Origin of the sequence: Paraburkholderia phytofirmans (assembly GCF_046028095.1) — a bacterium.
Taxonomy (GTDB): domain Bacteria; phylum Pseudomonadota; class Gammaproteobacteria; order Burkholderiales; family Burkholderiaceae; genus Paraburkholderia; species Paraburkholderia phytofirmans_A.
In genome coordinates, this window is sequence record NZ_JAQQDJ010000002.1 from 941,274 (window position 1) to 962,138 (window position 20,865).

19 protein-coding genes are annotated in these 20,865 nt (G+C 57.9%); 4 read left to right on the plus strand and 15 right to left on the minus strand.

What is annotated here, in order from left to right; all coding sequences use genetic code 11:
* Nucleotides 1-112 precede the first annotated feature (112 nt).
* The gene (locus PQR54_RS08760; RefSeq protein ID WP_408244972.1) at nucleotides 113-925 is read right to left on the minus strand and encodes a sensor histidine kinase; all 813 of its coding nucleotides are present in this window, start codon (nucleotides 923-925) and stop codon (nucleotides 113-115) included.
* A 470-nt stretch (nucleotides 926-1,395) separates the two neighbouring features.
* Here PQR54_RS08760 and PQR54_RS08765 point away from each other — a divergent pair, with 470 nt between their 5' ends.
* Complete coding sequence (locus PQR54_RS08765) at nucleotides 1,396-2,751, plus strand: epoxide hydrolase family protein (RefSeq protein WP_408244973.1); 1,356 nt, start codon at nucleotides 1,396-1,398, stop codon at nucleotides 2,749-2,751.
* Between the two features lie 88 nt (nucleotides 2,752-2,839).
* On the opposite strand, the gene PQR54_RS08770 is transcribed toward PQR54_RS08765, so the two are convergent.
* The gene (locus tag PQR54_RS08770; RefSeq protein WP_408244974.1) at nucleotides 2,840-4,888 is read right to left on the minus strand and encodes a pyridoxamine 5'-phosphate oxidase family protein; all 2,049 of its coding nucleotides are present in this window, start codon (nucleotides 4,886-4,888) and stop codon (nucleotides 2,840-2,842) included.
* 33 nt (nucleotides 4,889-4,921) lie between these two features.
* Nucleotides 4,922-5,563: a glutathione S-transferase family protein gene (locus PQR54_RS08775; protein ID WP_408244975.1), complete on the minus strand. Its 642-nt coding sequence runs from the start codon at nucleotides 5,561-5,563 to the stop codon at nucleotides 4,922-4,924.
* A 110-nt stretch (nucleotides 5,564-5,673) separates the two neighbouring features.
* Between PQR54_RS08775 and PQR54_RS08780 the strand changes: the two genes are divergently transcribed.
* Nucleotides 5,674-6,594: a LysR family transcriptional regulator gene (locus PQR54_RS08780; RefSeq protein WP_408244976.1), complete on the plus strand. Its 921-nt coding sequence runs from the start codon at nucleotides 5,674-5,676 to the stop codon at nucleotides 6,592-6,594.
* Nucleotides 6,595-6,658: 64 nt separating this feature from the next.
* On the opposite strand, the gene PQR54_RS08785 is transcribed toward PQR54_RS08780, so the two are convergent.
* The 3 genes from PQR54_RS08785 to betC form a co-directional block, all read right to left on the minus strand.
* Nucleotides 6,659-7,807 (minus strand): porin, encoded by a 1,149-nt coding sequence (locus PQR54_RS08785; protein ID WP_408244977.1) that lies wholly within the window; start codon nucleotides 7,805-7,807, stop codon nucleotides 6,659-6,661.
* Between the two features lie 270 nt (nucleotides 7,808-8,077).
* A complete protein-coding gene (locus tag PQR54_RS08790) occupies nucleotides 8,078-9,031 on the minus strand; it encodes a choline ABC transporter substrate-binding protein (protein ID WP_408244978.1) in 954 nt (317 codons plus the stop codon).
* 48 nt (nucleotides 9,032-9,079) lie between these two features.
* Nucleotides 9,080-10,618 (minus strand): choline-sulfatase, encoded by a 1,539-nt coding sequence (betC, locus tag PQR54_RS08795; RefSeq protein WP_408244979.1) that lies wholly within the window; start codon nucleotides 10,616-10,618, stop codon nucleotides 9,080-9,082.
* 229 nt (nucleotides 10,619-10,847) lie between these two features.
* On the opposite strand from betC, the gene PQR54_RS08800 reads away from it, so the two are divergent.
* Nucleotides 10,848-12,227: a DUF6538 domain-containing protein gene (locus PQR54_RS08800; RefSeq protein WP_408244980.1), complete on the plus strand. Its 1,380-nt coding sequence runs from the start codon at nucleotides 10,848-10,850 to the stop codon at nucleotides 12,225-12,227.
* Nucleotides 12,228-12,235: 8 nt separating this feature from the next.
* Here PQR54_RS08800 and PQR54_RS08805 read toward each other — a convergent pair whose 3' ends face one another.
* Both PQR54_RS08805 and PQR54_RS08810 read right to left on the minus strand, forming a co-directional pair.
* Complete coding sequence (locus PQR54_RS08805) at nucleotides 12,236-12,703, minus strand: hypothetical protein (RefSeq protein WP_408244981.1); 468 nt, start codon at nucleotides 12,701-12,703, stop codon at nucleotides 12,236-12,238.
* 1,072 nt (nucleotides 12,704-13,775) lie between these two features.
* On the minus strand, nucleotides 13,776-14,096 hold the full coding sequence (locus tag PQR54_RS08810; protein WP_408244982.1) for an HNH endonuclease: 321 nt from the start codon (nucleotides 14,094-14,096) through the stop codon (nucleotides 13,776-13,778).
* A gap of 238 nt (nucleotides 14,097-14,334) precedes the next feature.
* Between PQR54_RS08810 and PQR54_RS08815 the strand changes: the two genes are divergently transcribed.
* Nucleotides 14,335-14,877: a hypothetical protein gene (locus PQR54_RS08815; protein ID WP_408244983.1), complete on the plus strand. Its 543-nt coding sequence runs from the start codon at nucleotides 14,335-14,337 to the stop codon at nucleotides 14,875-14,877.
* A 315-nt stretch (nucleotides 14,878-15,192) separates the two neighbouring features.
* On the opposite strand, the gene PQR54_RS08820 is transcribed toward PQR54_RS08815, so the two are convergent.
* The 7 genes from PQR54_RS08820 to PQR54_RS08850 form a co-directional block, all read right to left on the minus strand.
* Complete coding sequence (locus PQR54_RS08820) at nucleotides 15,193-15,402, minus strand: hypothetical protein (protein WP_408244984.1); 210 nt, start codon at nucleotides 15,400-15,402, stop codon at nucleotides 15,193-15,195.
* Between the two features lie 11 nt (nucleotides 15,403-15,413).
* A complete protein-coding gene (locus PQR54_RS08825) occupies nucleotides 15,414-18,167 on the minus strand; it encodes a phage tail tape measure C-terminal domain-containing protein (protein WP_408244985.1) in 2,754 nt (917 codons plus the stop codon).
* Between the two features lie 417 nt (nucleotides 18,168-18,584).
* On the minus strand, nucleotides 18,585-18,878 hold the full coding sequence (locus PQR54_RS08830) for a hypothetical protein (RefSeq protein WP_408244986.1): 294 nt from the start codon (nucleotides 18,876-18,878) through the stop codon (nucleotides 18,585-18,587).
* Nucleotides 18,875-19,048, minus strand: coding sequence for a hypothetical protein (locus PQR54_RS08835; RefSeq protein ID WP_408244987.1), 174 nt, complete (start codon nucleotides 19,046-19,048; stop codon nucleotides 18,875-18,877). The genes PQR54_RS08830 and PQR54_RS08835 overlap by 4 nt, the downstream gene beginning before the upstream one ends.
* A gap of 79 nt (nucleotides 19,049-19,127) precedes the next feature.
* Nucleotides 19,128-19,331, minus strand: a complete 204-nt coding sequence (locus tag PQR54_RS08840) for a hypothetical protein (protein ID WP_408244988.1) — start codon at nucleotides 19,329-19,331, stop codon at nucleotides 19,128-19,130.
* Nucleotides 19,332-19,404: 73 nt separating this feature from the next.
* Nucleotides 19,405-19,605, minus strand: a complete 201-nt coding sequence (locus PQR54_RS08845; RefSeq protein WP_408244989.1) for a hypothetical protein — start codon at nucleotides 19,603-19,605, stop codon at nucleotides 19,405-19,407.
* An 11-nt stretch (nucleotides 19,606-19,616) separates the two neighbouring features.
* Nucleotides 19,617-20,690: a phage major capsid protein gene (locus tag PQR54_RS08850; protein WP_408244990.1), complete on the minus strand. Its 1,074-nt coding sequence runs from the start codon at nucleotides 20,688-20,690 to the stop codon at nucleotides 19,617-19,619.
* Between the last annotated feature and the right edge of the window lie 175 nt (nucleotides 20,691-20,865).

Here is a 20,865-nt window from a genome sequence, read left to right on the forward strand (position 1 = left end):
CGCGGAATGATCCTCTCACGGGGTCGTGCCGACAGAACACAGCCATGGGAAAACGTCATATGAGACCACGGACGGCTGCGTTGTGCATCACATGAATATGTAATGGCACCGCTCAATATGAAGTTGTAGGCTCGGCACCCGTTGAGAAATGACCCTTCGACCGCTCGATCGGAAGACTGAAGCTGAAGGTTACGCCGCGAGACACATTGCGCACGGCCCAGATCCGGCCGGTATGTGCCTCGATGATGGAGCGGCAGATTGCCAGTCCCATGCCCATGCCTGTTTCCTTCGTGGTGAAGAACGGCTCGAAAATCTTCTCGAAGTCCACCTGTCCCGTACCGTGATCCTCTACGTCGATCACCACGTTGTCCGCATCGCGATGTGAACGGATCACCAGCAGCCTCGGCCGTTCCTCCGATGCGGCTAACGCTTCGATTGCGTTGCGCACGAGATTCACGATCACCTGCTGAATCTGAACCGCGTCTGCGCTGATCTTCGGCACGTCTTCGCCCAATATTGTCTCCAGCGAAACCGCGTTGCGCTGGATGTCGTCGGCCATCAGCGTGCATACCTGAAGAATCAGCTTGTTGATATCGAGTTCGACCTTTTGCGGGGGCATATGCCTGAAGAGCGCCCGAATGCGGGACACGACGTCAGCTGCGGCATTCGCGTCGCGAAGCAACTGCTCGGCCGAATATCTGGCTTCGTCGATTCGGGGCGGCGTTGCGGCGAGCCATCGCACGCATGCGCGCCCATGCGCCACGATGGCCTGCAGCGGCTGGTTGAGTTCGTGGGCGATGGAGGCGGACAGTTCGGCAACGGCCGCGAGCCTGGACGCCTGCGCGAGTTGCTCCTGCGCATCGTGCAAGGCCTTCGACAAATTCGCGCCGTCGTCGATATCCACATCGAGGCCGAAGAACTTCATCACATGCGCCCCCAACTTTCTCTCAAGCCCAGGCTCAGCGCCTGATGGGGGTTCTGTAGCGCCACGCAATGATGCTCACGTCGTTGGCTGATTCCGCGGAAAACGTCCATGATATGTTTATCGGCGACATGCGCACGATTTCGACTGACAAAGGGGTGGGCTTCGATCGCAACCCGGTGCACGCATGATCCCCCGCCGCCGCGCCGCCCACCATCCCCCGTACAGGGGATGCCGGCAAGCGCGGCCACCAGCCGCGCACTCCGACACGGCCCCACTTTGTATCGCAACGTATCCAACGGGTGCAGCGATACCCGCGCATACAAAAACAGCGCTTACCGACACATGCGAGATACCCCCGCGCGCTCCAATACGTCCACCCTACGTCGAACACCGCCTCCCAACGGCGCGTGAAACCGCGAAACATGCCGCCGTTGATGGGTAAGCCTGGCTCATTGCCGATCGGAGAATTTATGTCAGACAAGCTCCCGCCCCAATCGCCCTCGCGCCGCCGCTTTGTCAGCGTGGCAGCGGCGGCCGTCGCTGCCGGCTCATTGGGCCAGCTCGCTTTTGCAGAAACGAATCAGGCGATTACTGAAGTTGCCCCGGCGACGGGCAGCGACAAGACCGCCATTCGCCCACTCCGCGTGCATGTGCCGGAATCGCAACTCATCGACCTGCGCCGGCGCATCAAGGCGACGAGATGGCCTGACCGGGAGACCGTCACCGACAATTCGCAAGGCGTGCAGCTTGCGATGATTCAGGAACTCGCGCGCCATTGGTCGACCGACTACGACTGGCGAAAGTGTGAAGCGAAGCTCAATTCGTTACCGAATTTCGTGACCGAGATCGACGGACTCGATATTCATTTCATTCACGTCCGTTCGAAACATGACAATGCGATGCCGCTCATCGTTACGCATGGGTGGCCGGGCTCGGTGATCGAGCAGTTCAAGATCATCGATCCGCTCACCAATCCGACCGCCTATGGCGCAAGTGCGTCCGACGCGTTTCATCTGGTCATTCCGTCATTGCCGGGCTACGGATTTTCAGGCAAGCCGACCACGACCGGCTGGGGTCCGGAGCGTACCGCGCGAGCGTGGGTCGTCCTGATGAAGCGCCTCGGATACGAGAAATTCGCCGCGCAAGGCGGCGATCTGGGTGGCGTTGTCTGCAACGTCATGGGCAAGCAGGCGCCGCCCGAATTGTTAGGCATCCATGTCAACTTCCCCGCGACGGTTCCGCCAGAAATCGCCAAGGCGCTCCAGGCCGGCGATCCACCGCCCGCCAACCTCTCTGCCGACGAAAAGCACGCTTACGAGCAACTGAGCTCAGCGGCCATGAAGCGACGCGCGTACGCATTGGAAATGGGCACGCGCCCGCAAACGCTCACTGGACTGTCGGACTCTCCCGTCGGCCTCGCGAGTTGGCTTCTCGATCACGGTGACGGGTATGAGCAGCCGGCGGCGGCATTGACCTCGGCTGTGTTCGGGCACGCGGTCAACGGGGAATCCGCTGGCGACATGACGCGCAACGACGTACTCGACGACATCACGCTCTACTGGTTGACGAATACGGGGATTTCCGCGGCGCGTTTCTACTGGGAGTCGCACTTCAACTTCCTGGCCGCCGCCGACGTATCCGTGCCTGCGGCGGTCAGTGTCTTTCCTCGCGAGAACTATCAGGCGCCGCGCAGTTGGACAGAGCGGGCATATCACAACCTGATCTACTACAACAGGCTCGACAAAGGCGGACACTTCGCGGCGTGGGAGCAACCGCAACTATTTGCCGAAGAGGTCCGCGCGGGATTGAGGCCGCTGCGGACATAGCTGACAAGCTGCCGCAGTATTCACAGGCCGCCGCCAGGATCGCGCAAATCGGAGTCTTAGCCGTTTATCGAAAGCCAGCCGCCGTCGATCACAGATCCAACGTCACACCCACGTCGCCGGCCACCGGATGCGCCATGCAAACCAGCGCCGCGCCGGCTTCGATTTGCGCCTCGACCTCGCCGTCGTACTTAACCTGGCCCGACAACAAACGCGTCGAACACGTCCCGCACATACCCGACCTGCAACTCGACGGCGCGTCGATGCCGTGCGCTTCGGCAAATTCAAGCAGGCTGCCGTCGCGCGGCAGCCATTGAATCGTGCGCTCGGAGCGCGCGAAAGTCACTGGCACAGCGTCCGGGTTTTGTGCCGACGCGTCCGCGGGCATCGGCTCACTTTTGACGGCAACCGCACGCTTGACGCTTGCCGGACCGAACGCTTCGAAACGAATCCGTTCGTCGGCGACATTCAATCCGCGCAGACCTTCATACAGGTCGCGCATGAACTGCACAGGGCCGCACAGATAGAAGTCGTAGTCATCGAACGGAAGCGCGCGCTTTAACGCGTCGATGCTCACACGACCGGCCGACACGCCTTCGGTGACTCCATCAGCGGCGCTATCGAAAAGATGCAGGGAAAGCGACGCGTTGTGCGCGGCAAGCTCTTTCAATTGCGTACTGAACGGACGTTCGCGATCGCTACGCGCGCCGTGAAAGAAGAACAACCGCTTCGCTTGCGCTCCCTCGGTGCGAGAAGCCGCCAACGCATGCCGAAGCATCGCCATCATCGGTGTGATGCCAATGCCAGCCGAGATAAACACGGCGGGCCGCGGGCTCTTTTCATCGAAGACGAAAGCGCCGCGCGGGTTCATCGCTTCGATCTGCGCTCCGGCAACCAGATGCTCATGCAGCCATTTCGACGCAACGCCTTCGCGCTTCACGCTGATTCGATACCGCTGCGGATCGTGCGCATCGGAAAGCGTATACGTCCGCGACAAAGGCGTGGTACAGCCTTCCACAGGCACGCGGATAGGCAGAAACTGCCCCGGCTTGTACGACGGCAACGGCGCACCGTCGACCGATTCAAAATAGAAAGAACGGATCGACGCAGTCTCCTCGACCACCGCCGCGACCTTCAGCTTGTGCCACGGCGATGCAGCCACCGGCTTTTGCACCGCCGCCGCAAACTGAGGCGCGTACTCGACGTCCGACCAGCGAAACGGCAACGCGCTCCGGCTGCGCCGCACTTCCTGCACGTGAAAACGCACGAGACGTTGCGCGCCTTCGAAGGCTGCCAGTTCGGCGCCGTCCCAGATGATTTCCGCGCGCGCCGCGATATACAGCAGATCGCCGCTGGCAAAGTCGATGAACAACAGCCCGGCACGCGGATCGTGGATCAGGTTGCCAATCGTGTTGAAGAAGTTGTTGCCGACAAAGTCCGGCGTCGTCAGCGTGTGTTCATCGTCGACACGCACAAAACCCGGTGCGCCGCCGCGATGTGAAACGTCGACGCCGCGCGCAAGGTCCGCGTCCTCCGCAAGATTCGCGCTCGCGATGAAAAACGTATCCGCCCGCGCCAGAAACGCGCGGTCGGCATCGCTGAGTTGCGCGGCTATTTCCGGCGGCATGGAAGGTTCGGACGCGCTCGGCTCCGCCCAGGTCGGTGTACGGCTCTGGATGTACTTGTTGCAGTTGCCGAAACTCTGACGAACCTCGAGCGTCAACGCCGCCCCGTCCGCAGATGTCACCATGCCGTTGATCCGGTTGCGCCTGCGAGTCTGCGGCTGCAGCCCGAGGCCGCCGATCATCGAACCCTTCTGCCAGCTATCCGCGAGCGGATCGCCGGGTAACGCGCCGCCCTCGATGCGCAAGGTCTTCGCATCCGGCGACGACACAAAACCCGGCAGGCCGGCGCGCACCGTCGCCCACGGCTGCCCGTGCGCGTCGACGCCTCCGAACACCATGAACGGCTGTTCGGCAAAAAACTTGCGATGCTGGTCCGGCATGTAGCGCCGAATCCCCCGGCGTCCCGACGCTTCCGCCACGCTTCTCACGCCCACGCGTTGCTGGGCGGCGAGTTCGGCGGCATGAAAAGGCGAGGTGTCGACGCCCCAGCCATTCAGAGGGATAACGGTGGACATGACCGGACTCCGGTGTCGTAAAGGATCAACCGCTCATTCGGCGAGCAGCCCCGCTTTTGTCGAGGGCATCGCGATGAACCGCGGCAACGCCTCGACGCGGCGCAGCCACGCACGAATGTTCGGATACGGGTCGAGCGACACGCCGCCTTCCGGCGCGTGCGCGATGTAGGTGTGCGCGGCGATATCGGCGATCGTCACCTGATTACCTGCCGCGAACGGCTTGTCCGCCAGTTCGCGGTCGAGCACGTCGAACAGCTTGACGGCCAGCTTCTTCGCGGTCTCGTGATCGTGCGGCGCACCAAACACGGTGACGAGCCGCGCCGCGCACGGCCCATACGCGATCTGACCCGCCGCGAGCGACAACCAGCGCTGCACTGCGGCCGCGCCGAGCGGGTCTTCCGGCAGCCACGAGGCGTCACCGTAACGCTTCGCCAGATACACGAGAATGGCGTTCGAATCGAACAGCGTGATGTCGCCGTCCTGAATCGTCGGCACCTGGCCGAACGGGTTGAGCGCCAGATAGTCAGGCTTGCGGTTGTCGCCGGCCTTCATGTCCAGTTCGACCACTTCGAACCGCAGATCCAGCAGGGTCAAGAACAGCTTCACCCGATGGCCGTGACCGGAAAGTAGGGTCGTATAGAGGCGGATCGGCTGGGCGGGTCGGGCAACGGGCATGAGAGGTTCCGGAAAGCGTGAAGGGATGGAGCGAGCATAATCCGCACGCGCCCCCTTGCAGAAGCCTGATAATCCGGGAAACACAGTCAATCGAAGATGGACAATCCACCATGGCCGACGTACGCGACGTAAACCTGAACCGGCTGGCGATCTTCGTCGCGGTCGTCGAGGCGGGCTCGCTGACCGCCGCGGCAGCGCGTCTGGGCCTCGCCAAGACGATGGTCAGCACGCACATGCAGCGGCTCGAGGCCGAGGTCGGCGCGAGCCTGCTGGTGCGCACGACGCGGCGGCTCGGTTTGACCGAGCCCGGCCGCGCGTTCTACGAAGCGAGCGTGAAAATCCTCCGCGCCACGGAAGACGCGCTGTCGGCAATCGGCGGCGAAACGGCGCCCGTGCGCGGCACGTTGCGCGTGAGCTCGCCGATCGATTACGGTTCGCTTGCAGTCGCGCCGGTGCTGGTCGAACTTCGCCGCACGCATCCGCAACTCAATGTCGAGTTGCTGTGCACCGATCGCTATGTGGACCTGATCGCGGACGGTATCGACGTCGCGATTCGCCTGGGCCGGCTTGCCGATTCCAATTTCCGCGCGGTGAAACTCGGCAGCTTCGTCAAATGGGTCGTGGCGAGCCCGGATTTCGTCGAGATCTGGGGGCAGCCGCAGACGCCCGCCGAATTGTCGGCGATGCCCTTTTGCGCGTTGACGGTATTGCCGCGTCCGCTGACGCTCGACCTGCAGCGTAACGGCGGCACGGGCGACGGCGACGCGGAAAGCGTGCGCTGTGAAAACGCGTTGCTGGTGAACACCGCCGACGCCTGCCGTGCAGCGACCCTCGCCGGCGGCGGCTTCGGCCTGTTGACGGACTTCTCGATCGGCGGCGATATTGCTGCCGGGCGGCTGATTCGCTTGCTGCCGGAATGGGCAACCGAGCCCGCGAGTATTCAGGCAATCTTTCCGCCCACCAGTCATCCTCCGCCCAAAGTGCGGGCGCTGATCGAGACATTCAAGAAGCAGCTCGAGCGCGCAGCGTAATGGCTATTGAAGAAGCCCCGTGAAAGGGGACACCTTCAAGCCTCCGCGTGTCAACGTCCGATCATCAGAACGAATGCCGCATGCCGATCCGCACATCGGTCTGCGTGTTCGACGTGGACGGCGTGAAGCTGTAGCCGATCACCGCATTCACGCCATCCGACGCGCGCAGATAGTCGCCGGAGATATAGACGTCCGTGCGCTTGGACAACAGGTAATGCAGTCCGAGCGAGCCCTGGTTCCAGTGATTGCCTTCGAAGCGCGTGTGCTGATAGCCGCCGTACAGCATCAACGCGGGCGTGAAGGTGTACGAGGCGCCCGCTTCATAAACCTGCATATGCGAGGTCTCGCCGAGTCCCTTGATCGTCGTGTAGGTGAAGTCGCCGCTCAGCATGACCTTGCCGATCGTATAGGCCGCGCCCACTGCGAACGCGCCTTGCTTGTCGACCGGAAACGACGACGAGCTATACAGATCCGTCACCGCGCCGGTCGCCGGATCGACGGACACGGTCGGCTTGCCGAGGAACGTGCGTGTGCCGATCATCGCGTACGGGTCGAACGCATAGATGCCGTTCGGATTGTTCAACTGCGTATAGGCCGCGCCCATGTTGAACGCGCTGTGCTCGTAACGCGCGCCCACGCTCCACGCGCTCTTGTTGTGAAAGTCGCCGGCCGTATTGCCGAACGAATACATGCCGCCGAATGAGAAGCCAGCATAGTCGTTGGAGAGGAACTTGATCGAATTCGGCAGCCGGTCGCCGTTCATCCGGTCGAAGTCGCCTTGATGGATCGCGTAACCGCTTGCCCACGCCGAGATGTTATAGAGGTAGACGAACTCCTCGGTCATGTCGAGCTGATTACCCAGCGAGAGTTGCCCCCAGTTGTTCTTCAGGCCCACATAAGCCTGACGTCCGAACTCGGCGCCGCCGAATGCATATTGCCCGTTGCCCACATGAAAACCCGATTCGAGCACGAACACTGCCTGCAAGCCGCCGCCGAGATCCTCGACGCCCTTGAAGCCGATCCGGTTGCCGTATGAAATACCGTCATCGAATTTGAACTGGTGAGCCCCGCCGGCATTGTTCACGTAGGTAATGCCGGCATCCAGAATGCCGTACAGGGTGACACTGCTTTGCGCATGGGCGGCGGTCGGCGCGCATACGGCGCTTGCCGCGATAGCGAGTCCCGAAAGGCTGACGGCATTTCTCTTCTTCATCTAATTCTCCCCTGCTCTTTGCCTGCGTATTTCGTTGGATAAAGCGATCCCTGCTGCGTGCTGTCGACCAACGCGCGGCGCTTCTCGCATGACGGGCAGTTCAGAAACCGGCTGAGACCGAGTGAAACGGATTGGAGCTATCTACGATGCATGCAATAAGCACTCGTGTCCGCATCGCCGGATCAAGAATACGGGTCCAGATTTAGGATGATTCGACCGGATGCGACATAAATCTGTCGCACCGCGACCTCATCGTTAGGATTGCGGCTGTTATTTCACGCCGAGCGCGGTTTGCACGGCTTTCAGACCATTGGCTCCGCTCGCGGTGTTCACACCGTCGAGCCACGACTTCAACAATTCGGGGTGACGCTTGAGCGCTTCCGCGGCGGCGACATCCACGCCCGTTTTCTTTTCGAGTACTTCGGTGATTACGCCATTCTCCAGATCGACGTTGAAAGTGAGTTGCCTGAAAAGCCGCCCGACATTCGGACACTGTGCGGCATAGCCGCTGCGCGCCACCGTATTGACCGTGGCGCCGCCGTAATTGGGCCCGAAGTACTTGTCGCCGCCGTCGAGATAGGTGAGTTTGAACTTCGTGTTCATCAAATGCGGCTCCCACGCAAGAAAGACAATCCACTTCTTCTCGCGCACCGCGCGCTCCACTTGCGTGAGCATGCCGGTTTCGCTCGATTCGACGAGCTTCCAGCTGCCGAGGCCGAACGCCTTGTCGTCGACCATTTTCTTGATGTTCTGATTGGCCGGCGCGCCAGGCTCGATGCCGTAAATCTTGCTATCGAACTTGTCGGCGTTCATCGCGAGGTCCGCGAACGAATGAATGCCGGCAGCGGCCACATAGTCGGGCACGGCCAGCGTGAACTTGGCGTTGCTCAGATTCGGATGCACGACCTCGATCGACTTTTCCTCCTCGAATGGTTTGACGACCGGCGCCTGCGCCGGCATCCAGTTGCCGAGGAACACGTCGATTTGCCCTTTCTTCAGGCCTTGATAGGTGATCGGCACCGACAGGTTCGCGATATTCTGCTTATAGCCGAGCGCCTTCAACAGTACACCGGTCATTGCATTGGTCGCGTCGATGTCGGTCCATCCCGGCCCCGCCATGTTGACCTGCGTGCATGACTGGGGCTCGGCGGCTGACGCGAAAGTGGCTGCCGCGCACAGCAACGCGACGCCGGTTAACGCCTGTTTGAAGAGTTTTTTCATCATGTCGGCTTCCTGCTGGTGGGGTGGATTGGATCGTGAACAGCGTGAGGATCAACGCGCGACGGCGGGAAAGCGCGCCATCGCTTCGAGCGTATCGAGATCGATGTGATTGCGCATATAACGCTGACTCGCATCGACGAGCGGTTGCCAGTCCCAGGACGCGACCGTGCCTTGTGTAGTTGACGCAAAGTGAAAATGGCGGCGCCGCTGGCTTTGCAGCACTTCATTGTGCAGCGCGGAGAGGTTCCAGCGTTGTGCGATTTCCTCACGGAATACCACGACCTGTGAAGCATATTCGTTGCGCGTAGCAAGGTTCTCGCGTTCCAGCGGATCGGCTGCGACATCATAGAATTGATCGGGATCGGCGGGTGTGTGAATGAACTTGAAGCGACCACGCCGCAGCATCACAATCGGCGCAATCGCGCCCTCGGCCAGATATTCGCCGATCGCTTCGTCATGGCCATCCTGTCTGCCCAGCAAATGCGGCACGAGGCTTTGTCCATCGAGCGAATCAGGCCACGCGGCTGGTTGTTCTCCGCGCGCCAGTTCGACCAGCGTCGGCAACAGATCGAGATGCGAGACCGAGGCCTTCACGCGATGTGCGTCGAATTGCTGCGGCGCGTGCACGATCAGCGGCACGCGGCAACCGCCTTCGAAGAAAGTCATCTTGTACCAGAGCCCACGCTCGCCAAGCATTTCGCCGTGATCTGACGTTACGACGATCACGGTGTCTTGCGCGAGCCCGGCCTGGTCGAGCGCTTCGAGGATCGCGCCGAACTGGTCGTCGACGTAGGAGATCGCGCCGTAGTAAGCGCGGCGCGCGTTGCGGATCTGCTGATCGGTAGGCGGCGTGCGATCTGCCTCATACACATGGCGCAGGCGCTTCGAGTGCGGGTCGGCATCTTCGAACGAATCGCGAAACGCGGGCATGTCGATCTCTTCGTCGCGATACATGTCCCAGTACTTTTGCGGAATCGCGTACGGGTCGTGCGGATGCGTCAGCGAGGCGACCATGCAGAACGGCCGTGCATCTTTGCCCGCATGACGTTCGCGCGCAATGTCGAAGAGTTTCTGGCGAGTGGTGAACGTGACTTCGTCGTCAAAGTCGAGCTGATTGGTGCGCACGCACGGACCCGCGTCGATGACCGAACTCATGTTGTGATACCACGTGGGACGTGCTTCGAAGTTGTCCCAGTCGGGTGTCCAGCCGAAATCGGCGGGATAGATGTCGGTGGTGAGCCGTTCTTCGAAGCCGTGCAACTGATCGGCGCCGCAGAAATGCATCTTGCCGGACAGAATGGTTCGATAACCTTCAGCGCGGAGATAATGCGCGAATGTCAGCGTTTGCGACGGAAATTCCGCTGCATTGTCATAGGCGCCGATTGCGGAAGGCAGCTTGCCCGATAAAAAAGAGAATCGCGAAGGCGCGCACAGCGGACTCGCGCAATAGGCCGATTCGAAGACAACGCCCTGTTTCGCGAGGCGATCGAGATTGGGCGTCTTCGTCAGACCGTGTCCGTATGCGGCCAGCGCGAACGGCGTCATCTGGTCGGCCATCAAGATGAGAATATTCTTTCTGGTGTCAAGCATGAGTGCGTGCCTCGAATAGAATCGCAAGTACGGGCTGCCGGCGTGCCGGGCCGGCCATGAGCACCACTATTGCCGTCCAATTCGCCGCTGTGAAGACGGCAATTCGTTATGTGCCTATAAGAGGGTGTTATACCTCCCCACGCTGTAACCCTGATAAACTAAGGGAACCCACGCCAGTTATAGCTTTCCGGCTTGCGTGAGTACACCACGTGGTACAGGGATATAAGATATGAGTGAACACGTCATTAGGCGAGGCGCACGGTATTACTACCGCCGCCGTGTGCCTGTCGAATTGGTAGAGAAGTTGAACGGTCAGCGGGAAATACAGCGGGCGCTAGGTACGTCCGACCCCAAGGAGGCAAAGATACTGGCCCGTCGCGTCGGGGTAGAGATTGATGACCTATTCGAGCGCGCCCGCCTCGGCACCGGCCCCGCTACTCCGCCGCGCCCCAAGGTGGACCCGTCTAGCCTTGCCTCGTCCCCTGAGGACGTGCTGTACCCACCTAAGGAGTCGGAGCTAGCGGCGCTCACCGATCAAGAGCGCCTTTTCCAAGAGCAACGGAGCGCAATTCGTTGGTTCAATGACGACCTGTCTTTGATCCTCGCCAGCGTTCACCAGCGGACCCGTCAAGCGGTCGCTCCCGGTCAGCCAATGGCAATCCATAGCCAGGCTCAAGGAACGCCAGGAGCGGGCCTCAATGAGGCTTTCGCAGCATGGGACCGGATTCGCAAGCCTACGCCCGCAACGCGGGACACTATGCTCCGAGTCATCCAGCGTTTCCGTGAGGTCAGAGGCCCCGCAAAGCTCGTAGACATTCAGCGCGCACACATAACCGCCCTCGTCAAAACAATGGAGTCCTCCGCGCTGACAACTCAGCGGACCTATCTCTCTATGTTTAAGGCCCTGCTATCCGCCGCCGTAAGTGCGGAGTTGATAAGCCATAGCGTAGCGGCCAACTACAGGATTGAGGGTAAGCAACGGGGTAAGGCTCGCATCCCCTTTACGGTCAGCGACGTACAGGGAATCATTGATAAGTTACCCGCAACGGGCGCGGCCCATTGGTTACCTATCATCGCGCTTTACACGGGCGCACGTAGAGAGGAAATAGGCCAGCTACGGCGGGAGGACATTAAACAGGAAACCTACCGGGACGCTAACGGTAAGGCTCAAAAGGCACATTTCCTGTATATAACTGACGATGACGACACACAGCGCATAAAGAATCAATCCAGCCGTAGGCGTGTGCCTGTGCATGCTGAGCTTATCCGTATGGGATTCATGGATTACGTTCGCAAGCAATCCGGCCCGATCTTTCCTGACCTTAAGCCAGATAAAAACGGCCGCGTTACCTCCGCATTCGGCAAAGTGTTCAGTAAAGCGCTACGGACCACCTACGGCGTAAGTGATAGCCGCAAGACGTTCCACAGTTTCCGCCATTTGTTCAAAGAAGTTTTGCGAGAGCATGACGTACCCAAGGCGGTAAATGACGCGCTTACGGGCCACTCCGCCGGGGACGCCGCAGAGGACTACGGCGGGGAGTTTTACCCTATTCGCCCGCTGGTGGAGGCTATGCAAAAGTACGAGTTACACGGCCTCACCTTACCGTAACTTTGCCACTAGTGGTTGTCAGTATCTACGCTAGGCGGTAGGTAGCTAGATTTTTCAATATCCGTCGAATGCTTGAGTAGGTCTAAAATTTTCTCCACCTCCCCAAGCATCGTGTATATCTGTGTTCGTGCTACCCTCGCCGCCGACACTCGCATGCGAATCGCGTGATACTTCTCTAGCTCGTCAAGCAACTTATCCGTACGCGGGCTCACTGTCGTTCGTAGCTGCTCAAAAACCGGGTCCGTCTCCGACACGTACTTTTTATCAAGCTTACGCCTAACGCTAGTGTAGGCCTCCGAAAGCGGCTGATAGATAGACCAAATTTCCTGTAGCTGAGCTTTGGTTACTTGGAATGCTTGATCGTTTTTAAGTATCTTATATCGGTCCAGCGGAGGCTGGGCCTTCAAGGCCGCTACCGCTTGTTTGAGCGTCTTAGGGTTAAACAGTGTGAAGTCTATTTCATCGTTGGTAGCCATGGCATCTCCCTAGAAACAACTAAGTTTATCCAACGATGCCACAACACGTAAATTATTTATATGGAGTACATATAATTAGTCAGTGGTTTTGGGAGTAGGCTGACAAGGTAGGCTAAGAGTCGTTACGAGTTATTCCCGTTTGGCTAGTCGCAAATACGTCCAAGCTGTTTAGTTCTGCCTCTTGAGCCGCACTAGCCTCAGCCTGTACAGCCTTGACATCTAGCGACGCTTGCGCCGCCCGCGCTTGCTCGATTAATTCCCGCTGTTGCCCGCGCGTCTTTGCGTAGTCCCCCAACAATCTCCATACCGAGCTTTTGGTACGGCCACATTGAGGGTAGTCTCCGCGCCAAGTGACCTTGATACGCTCACCGGCGTACCACAGCGTCTTACCATCGGTCCAACGGGGCGCTTTGGCGTCCTCTGTGGCGATCGGTCTACGTCCCGCATGTATCCGCTTAAGGAAGTGACCTAACGTCTCGTCTGAGTCCTCCCAAGTGTATCCATGAGACTCGATACGCTGACGCATGCGGGCTACCTTTGCCTTGTGTTGCGGCTTGTTCCATATGGCCTCCTTTACCTCCTCGTCATGGGCCGCGCCAATAGCCCGCAACGCCAACGGTATTAGCAACGCATGCCGATCCACTGTTTTCATTTTTGGGTCCGCGCCCTTACCGGCCAACAAGAGGTCTAGCAGCGCCTCAGGGAGCTTACCGGCATGTTCAAAAGCGGGTTGAGCGAACATCGGCCCGTTGTGTATCCGGACCAACTTGGTGTTGTGGGTCAATTCAAACTGTCGGCGTAACTCGTCCGCCCGCTGCTGTATTTCTCGGTTAAGCTCCGCGAGTGCGCTTTTCCGCTGCGCGCGACGCACCGCCTTGGCTTGGTTCGGGAGCGGTTTTGGTGTATCCACAGTATTTCCTCTACTACCCTACTACGTAGGGAGATAAAAACGGTGTATCTACACCATCAGGCCACGGATCATAGCACACTGGAATCCCTGTATCGGACCAAGGGTGTACCCACACCACTATCATTCCCTACCCTACTACGTAGGGAGACAAAAACGGTGTATCTACACCATCAAGCCACCGTCAATCGGGTATCCATCAGGCCCGAATCTACGTTTAACCTTGTGACCTAAGTCCTGTGCTGTCTTTACCTTGTGACACTCAACGCATAGATACTGGAGGTTTTCCATATCGTCATTACCTCCGTTCTCCAACGCTTTAATGTGGTCTACCTCACCTGAGGCTGTAGCAATACCGCACCTAGCACAGCAATAGTTAGCCGCCTCTTTAACCTTAAGGTTGCGCCGCTGTCGTGGTCTGCCTGATAGGCGTAGGTGAGCATTCCCACCAGCGTTAGCCCTACCCTTGGTCCGTTGGGAACTCAATGATTAGTCCTCCGAAGTTGTAATATTAGTGTTAAGCCATTGAAATCCGGCCAGCTTAGGGCTAACCATGAGAATCTAGGCGGGGGGTGTGCTCAAATTATGAGCAACTCGGCTGGACACCGACAGGTTCCATCTGTTTTATCGCTAACTGCAAATAAACGCTCCCGTAACACGCATTAGCTCTCATATCTGGCCCATACCTTAAAATCATGGCGAGACCACGGACCACGGGTAAACAATGAGCGATACAAACGCCGCTCTGATAGCGTTCCTAGGTGTACTAGCAGGTGGATACGTCAACAACTTCTTGGGCGAGGACTTCCGGCGCTTTCGGGATGGGCAAGCGTTGGCCGGTGCGTTAGCCGGAGAGTTGAATTCGCACGCCACCGCAATACCTCTGCTACGCCATTTCATTGGGGAAATGGTGGACGCGTTGCGATCACCAGAGGGGAAAGTGACGCTAGGTGAGTTCGATGCGCCGAACAGCCCCGTGTTCGATGCGGGAGTAGCAAAGTTAGGGGTACTCGGCCCCGCACTCGCTCAAGAGGTAACCTTCGTATATGAACAGATTCGTGCGTTTCGAATCACGTTCGAACGACTCTCAAGGCAACACAAGAGCATGTCTAATGACCAATTCGCCCATAGTCTTGAGTTCTGCCTTATGCTGATAAATACCGCTTACGAGCGTGGTACCAAGTTGATAGCCGATCTTCAGAGCTACGCCAAAGACGGATACTGGATCACCCGGCCTTGGCTGAGTTGGCTCCGTACCATCGGCTAGCGTCCGCGTTGTGGGCGCGCGCGTGTGAGGCTATGACGGGCCGGGATACCCTCCGGCTACCTCTCTATACCCTCGCTGGCCGGAGCGGATTCTAGGTGCAAACGGAGCAGCATTCCAAACGCTTTCGTGATCCACAGGCCCCGCCTATTCCGCTGCATACCATCGGCTAGCATTTCCTCCGACGACTTGCACCGGCGGTTGGCCGGTAGGTAGGTTGCATTAGGTCCGCTCCGCCCATACTCACCCGTGCGGTGTGCATCAAAGCCCCGCGAGGAGCGGAAACGCTCCCCACAGGACGGACACACATTGTTATCGTTAGACTGCCGCAACGTCGCTACCTTGGTCCGCAACCGCAAAGCCGTGTAGTTGGCCTAACAAGCCCTCGATAGCCTTAAGCTCAAACTCACGGGCCTTTACCGGGTCCACCTTGGCTATCTTCTGGATAGACCTATTAACGTCATATGCCGCCATGCTAGCCTTACGCATAGCCTCGCCCAACTCAAATAGCTTACTTGCTTGCTTCATGTGCACTCCTATTAGATTTGTCCATATTTTTGTTGATAGGCGTATCCGCCCTGGCCCCTCATTTTCTGGTCCATGCGCTTGTCGATCATTGCCTGAAACACCGGGAGCAATTCCTTGGCGTCCTGTGCGGTCAAGCCGCCCTTTCCGCTCCCGTCTAGGTGAAAGTGCAAATCACCACCGGAGCCGCTATCACTAGACGAGGAGGAGCTAGCCGGAGCGTCACCAACCGCACCGCCTGAGGCAAAGTGAGCGGCTTGTCCATTGTTGATAGACTCAAGCAAACTACGGTGTTGATTAGCCGCCGTAGCGTTGACCACAAACTCACCATTGGAGAGCATGGCCGGGATACTATCGCTACGTCCCGTACCGGGTCCGCTGATAGAGCCGCCGTCCGCGTAGTGACCAACAGAGCCGCCGTTAGCGAACCCGGACCAACCACTCGTAATGCTTTGGAAAATTTGCATTTCCGCAGCGTGGAGCGCGATCTTAGCCATATCCGCAATGACGCTACTAGCGAACTGGCTAAAGTTGAGTTTGCCCGTGGTAACGAATTGGTCAAGCGCGTTGGACATACTCCCCCAAACGGAGGTAAAGGCCTCGCCAACGTATTGCGCGTTAGTCTTGCCAGCACCGCCGATGCCAACGAGGGCTAACTTGATTTGAGCCTGATAGCTCTCTCGGATAGCTTGCTCGTTCGCTAGGTGTTGCTTGTAAAGAGTCTCCCGGTCCACGTAGGCTTGAGCCGCAATCCGCGTCCTATCATCGTAGGATTGTTGGTCAATTTGCCTAGAGTCGAATTGCTCTCGCAGCTTATCGACGTCCTGATAGTACGTGTTGAGTAGCTTAAGCTCGCCCGTATAGTCTGTCCTTTGCTGAGGCGTCATAAAGCGCTGAGCGTCGCCGTTCGCGTAGCTTTGCATGAGAGCGCGAGTAGCCGCTTGCTCTTGGTCCGCGTACTTTGTCGTGGCCTCAGCGCGCTTTTGCCACTCCTTACCCAAATCAGTAGATGCTTTTTGCGCGGCAAGCACGCGCTCATGCTCGATACGGTTTAGCTCTTGCTGTGCGCTCTGCGCCGCCGCAATGTTTCTCTTTTGTTTGGCAAGCTCGATACGCTTTTCCTGTATCCCCTCCTCTTGCTTAAAGTAGTCCTCGTTAGTCGCAATAACCTGGACGTAGTAATCCCGGTAATCTAAGAGGCCCTTATCAAAGTCAGATTTGAGGCTATCAAGGTGTTCCTTGCGGCTATCATCAATGCCCTTGAGTTGCGTACTAAGCTCAGCAATTTGGCCGTTAAGCTCATTCTCGTTACCCTTGGGCGCTTTCTCACCCTTGGCGTACTGGATTTGCTTATGACCTGTAGCGCCCAATTTGGGAGCCTGCATAGAGCTTTGATCGGCCCACAGCTTTTTAGTAAAAGCCGCGTAAGACTCACCCTCTTGCTTAATCTCAGCATAGCCCTTTTTAGCGTCCTCAACCACGGCGGACCAACTACCCTTGCCTAGGTCGTTAGCCATCTGACTAACCATATTCAAAGCGGACCCGGTTTGCTTGAGGCCCGTAACGACCGTAGCCGCCGCAGTGGTAACGCTTCGGAACACGTCAACCACGCCAGCATAGAAGTCGTCAATGATCGGCCCCATAGAGGCATTGTCACTAAACGCGCTCGTAATGGCGGAGATAGCCGGGAGGAGTTGCGCCTTGGCGTGCATGGTCATTGCTTCCCATTCCGCGTGGGCCTCCTCCGTGTGTTCCTTCATTGAGGCTAGCTGTTTGATAGTGTTATCAGAGAGAATGCCGCCAAGCTGATTAGCCTTGTCCGCGTAATCCTTGATACCCGCGCTACCTTTGTCTAGCAACGGGATTAACTTCTCTCCGGCCTCGCCAAACAACTCGTGGGCCACGGCGGCTTTAGCTGCGCCGTCCTCCGATTGCTGGAAAGCGTTTGCAACGTCTAGTAGCATGTCGTGCGGAGACTCGCTCTTAACCTGTTGCATACTGATGCCGAGGGCGTTAAACGCGTTGACTGCGTTTTTATTTCCGGCTACGGCCTTATTCTGTGCGTCCCCTAACGCCTCGATAGCCTTGGCTGAGTCCTTAGCATCAAGGCCCACGGATTGAGTCGCATACGACCACTCTTGAATTTGCTTGGTACTTTGGCCGGTCTGTTGGGAAAGCTTTTGGATTCCGTCCGCGTAGGTCTCCATTTGCTCCGCTGCCTTATGAACCACCTCAGCAGACAGAGCCGCCGTACCGACAACCGCGCCGATACCCAAAGCTACCGGGTTGAGAATGAGGCTCATAGCGTTGGCCTGGTTAGCTAGCACCATAAGCGAGCCGCCAAACTTCTTAAAGTTGCCTTGTGACAACTCATGAGCCAACACTAACAACTCACGTTGCGCGCTGGCGTTAGCGAGACTAAAGCTATGAGTGTGGCTCGTAGCCGCGTCAATGTCGCTAATGTAGCTTTTCATTGCGGAGGAGATACCCAAGCTCTCCGCTTTCATTGAGGCCAACTCCGCGCGGGTCTTACCCGCCGTGCTAGCCATTTTGTCCATTTGCATAACCGCTTGCGCGATTTGCTGGACTTGCTTACCCGTTGCCGCGCCTGACTCGTCTAGAGCGGTTTGGAAATTATCCAACACCTCTTTAGCGCGGCCCGTACTAGCAGCGTACGCGGAGATACGCTGATTAGCCTTGTCCACCGCAGCGGTAAAGCCGGAGGAGTCAGCGGTAAACTTTGTCTTTACCTCGTTGTTACTTGCCATGTTCCTCCTCGTACATCTGTTGATATCGACGGGCTTCTACGAAGTAGTCACGGGCCGCTTGTAGACGGCTCATTACGTAAGCGTGCGGTTTGCCTCGGGCGTGCGCTGCCCGCGCCCCCGTCATCGCCCACTTCCCGGCCTTGATAAGCGCTTGGGCGGCGGACAAGTTAAATCCATTGCGCATTTCCAGTGTCTCTACCATGCCGCCTAGCATTTGGTCGAATGTGACCGCGTTCTTATCGTCCGTGCACGGTCCCCAATCCGGACCGAGGCAAGCATCGTGAATCCCAACCCGCAATTCATCGTTCGAGAGCGGGAGCTTGCGCGTGGGGCCTTGCCTGGAGAACGGGAGACCAAGCGCACGGGTAAGGCGGCTAAGGTGTCTGCGCTGCGCGTGATAATCCTTGAGGTACGAACTCATTCCGCGTCCTCCGAGATATGGGTACAGACCAACTCACCAATGCACGCAACAGGTACGCCAAGGCGTTTAGTAAGGTCCACAAGGCCCGTATATACGTTAGGGTGCACGCCTGCGGTAAAGATCCGCTCCAGGTTTCCACCTGAGAGGCGGAATTCCGGCTTTCTAGCCCGCGCAGCGGCGTAAGCCTTGCGGCGGAATGCTGCGCCAACAGGTAAGCCCATGCGCCGCGCCTCGTCGTGCAATTTCGTCAATGCGTCCCGCGAGAGCATGAATTGGGAGTCTGCATTCATTCGCGTTCTCCCTCTTGAATTTCACGGTTCAAAAGTTGCAACCGAGCAGAATCTCGAATCTGCTCAAGCTGTGCCACGGCCTTACGGTGACCAATGATTTGCGCCTCGGCGGCGGACACAAGGCGGTTAAGCTCCTCGTCGGAGCGGTTAGCGTCAATGACAAATCTCATCTTAGTTATCCTTAGTAAGTTGCAGGCGGAGAGGTCTGCCCGCGAATGTGTTAGTTACAGCTTGTGTGGCTGAAGTGTCTTAAAGCCCAACCAGCGCTAGAAGCTCAGCCCGCAATTCCGCTTTGCGCGCCTCGGTCGGTTGGTTAAACAATACCTCCCTCCAAATTGCTGCGGCCCGATACCCTACGCTTTCCGCCGCCTGCGCCTCTGTTTGGCGAGGCGGGACAATACGCACGCCCACTTTTGTAACGTCCGGTACTTTTGGAACAAATAATTTGCTCATGCTTAGCTATCCTTACAGTTATAGGAGAAGCATTAGCTCCTCCGCCGTGTTCTACTTGACTTCTAGCGAGGCCTCACAGAATCGGAGGCCACCCTGTGAGGTAGACAATGAAATCGTAAGCACCCATATTGCGCACTACCGGATTTCCCTGCGCATCCTTAGCCGTGATAGTTACGTTTCTGGAACCCTTGCCTACGGCGTATCGCCACGCGTCGAAACGCTCCGCGCGCGTCATGTTGGCGGCGTCAGTCTTACCAATTGCAAAATAGTCCATATACTCTCTCCTTAAGCAACGTTCAACGCAACAGGATTAACCAGCAGCTTAGCGTCCGCATACTTGGTGATACGGAATGCGGTGGTGTTAGTGGTGAACATCGAATGCGCCGCCATTGCACTGGTAGGTGCACTATCCATAACGATATCGCCGTGCGGAGTCGACTCAATCACCAACGTCCCGTTATACACAGCAGTACGCTTAACGTCCGCGAGCAACATAGTACCGTTAGGCGCGGCAAGTACTGGCAAAGCGGGCAAGCCGTTATAGAACCCACCGTTAGGTCCAACCTGCGTTTCAGCAGCGGAGCGCAAACCGCCAAGGGTTTCCGGATTGCCAACCCATACCGCACTCCTCAAATCACCTCGGAACATGGCGTAAGCGGCCTTAACGGTTGTCTGCGCGGTACCCGATGCGGCAACCATCGCATTGATTACAGCGGTGTCCACCGCGTTGTTAGCCGCGTTGGTAAGGTTGCTCTCAACCCACGCCAACACTTCGGCGCTAGCGAGTGCCAACAGTTCATTGTTCATTGCAACGATAAGCCCAAACTTACGCTTGCTGTCCAACACAAAATCGCTAGCAGGGGCGGCGGCTGGATACATACCGCCCTCAGGAATCTCCACAGCCGACAACATGGCGTTTTGAGTCACCGCACGAACGTTAGGCGGGATATTCGGCGCACCCATCGCAGCAAACATTTCCACCAGCGAACGAGTAACGACAGGGGCCAGCACTTGAACGCCAGCGGCCTGCGAGACGTACGCAACACCCGTGGTCTGTGAAACGCCTACAGCGCCAGTACCCGCAACCGTATACGGTGCGACAGCGGACTTAGTAATATCGGCCTGAATGGCCCGCATCTCCGTAAGCGAGTCATAAACCGATTTGCCCGGTACGCCCGCGTAGTTCTTAGCTACTGCGTCACGCATATACAGCGGCAATTTGCTAGCTCCCAAGGCCTTGGCAATAGCGAGGCTGATTTGTTCGCTATGTGTCAGCGCGGCCGGGTTAAGCGAGTTGAGGTCAATCTCGTGCGACTCCAGGGTAGCGGCGAGTTCGATAGCGTTTTTAAGATGCGTCATATAAAGTATTCCTTATTAAATTGTTGTCAAGGTAGCCTAGATTCTTACCGCAAGACGGATTAGGCAAATCGGCCCGTCTGCTACATTTGATACTGTTATTTGTTCTTTATGCTCGGCAGGATCACCAAACCCGTACGGCGTCGTATTGCTTGTTCCGCTTGCACTTGCTCACTAG

Excerpts from the sequence above, each read along its gene's own strand:
- PQR54_RS08835 (WP_408244987.1), bottom strand. The coding sequence starts at position 19,048 with ATGAGATTTGTCATTGACGCTAACCGCTCCGACGAGGAGCTTAACCGC.
- PQR54_RS08790 (WP_408244978.1), bottom strand. The coding sequence starts at position 9,031 with ATGATGAAAAAACTCTTCAAACAGGCGTTAACCGGCGTCGCGTTGCTG.
- PQR54_RS08785 (WP_408244977.1), bottom strand. The coding sequence starts at position 7,807 with ATGAAGAAGAGAAATGCCGTCAGCCTTTCGGGACTCGCTATCGCGGCA.
- PQR54_RS08815 (WP_408244983.1), top strand. The coding sequence starts at position 14,335 with ATGAGCGATACAAACGCCGCTCTGATAGCGTTCCTAGGTGTACTAGCA.
- PQR54_RS08825 (WP_408244985.1), bottom strand. The coding sequence starts at position 18,167 with ATGGCAAGTAACAACGAGGTAAAGACAAAGTTTACCGCTGACTCCTCC.
- PQR54_RS08805 (WP_408244981.1), bottom strand. The coding sequence starts at position 12,703 with ATGGCTACCAACGATGAAATAGACTTCACACTGTTTAACCCTAAGACG.
- PQR54_RS08800 (WP_408244980.1), top strand. The coding sequence starts at position 10,848 with ATGAGTGAACACGTCATTAGGCGAGGCGCACGGTATTACTACCGCCGC.
- PQR54_RS08760 (WP_408244972.1), bottom strand. The coding sequence starts at position 925 with ATGAAGTTCTTCGGCCTCGATGTGGATATCGACGACGGCGCGAATTTG.
- PQR54_RS08765 (WP_408244973.1), top strand. The coding sequence starts at position 1,396 with ATGTCAGACAAGCTCCCGCCCCAATCGCCCTCGCGCCGCCGCTTTGTC.
- PQR54_RS08840 (WP_408244988.1), bottom strand. The coding sequence starts at position 19,331 with ATGAGCAAATTATTTGTTCCAAAAGTACCGGACGTTACAAAAGTGGGC.
- PQR54_RS08780 (WP_408244976.1), top strand. The coding sequence starts at position 5,674 with ATGGCCGACGTACGCGACGTAAACCTGAACCGGCTGGCGATCTTCGTC.
- PQR54_RS08770 (WP_408244974.1), bottom strand. The coding sequence starts at position 4,888 with ATGTCCACCGTTATCCCTCTGAATGGCTGGGGCGTCGACACCTCGCCT.
- PQR54_RS08850 (WP_408244990.1), bottom strand. The coding sequence starts at position 20,690 with ATGACGCATCTTAAAAACGCTATCGAACTCGCCGCTACCCTGGAGTCG.
- PQR54_RS08775 (WP_408244975.1), bottom strand. The coding sequence starts at position 5,563 with ATGCCCGTTGCCCGACCCGCCCAGCCGATCCGCCTCTATACGACCCTA.
- betC (WP_408244979.1), bottom strand. The coding sequence starts at position 10,618 with ATGCTTGACACCAGAAAGAATATTCTCATCTTGATGGCCGACCAGATG.
- PQR54_RS08845 (WP_408244989.1), bottom strand. The coding sequence starts at position 19,605 with ATGGACTATTTTGCAATTGGTAAGACTGACGCCGCCAACATGACGCGC.
- PQR54_RS08820 (WP_408244984.1), bottom strand. The coding sequence starts at position 15,402 with ATGAAGCAAGCAAGTAAGCTATTTGAGTTGGGCGAGGCTATGCGTAAG.
- PQR54_RS08830 (WP_408244986.1), bottom strand. The coding sequence starts at position 18,878 with ATGAATGCAGACTCCCAATTCATGCTCTCGCGGGACGCATTGACGAAA.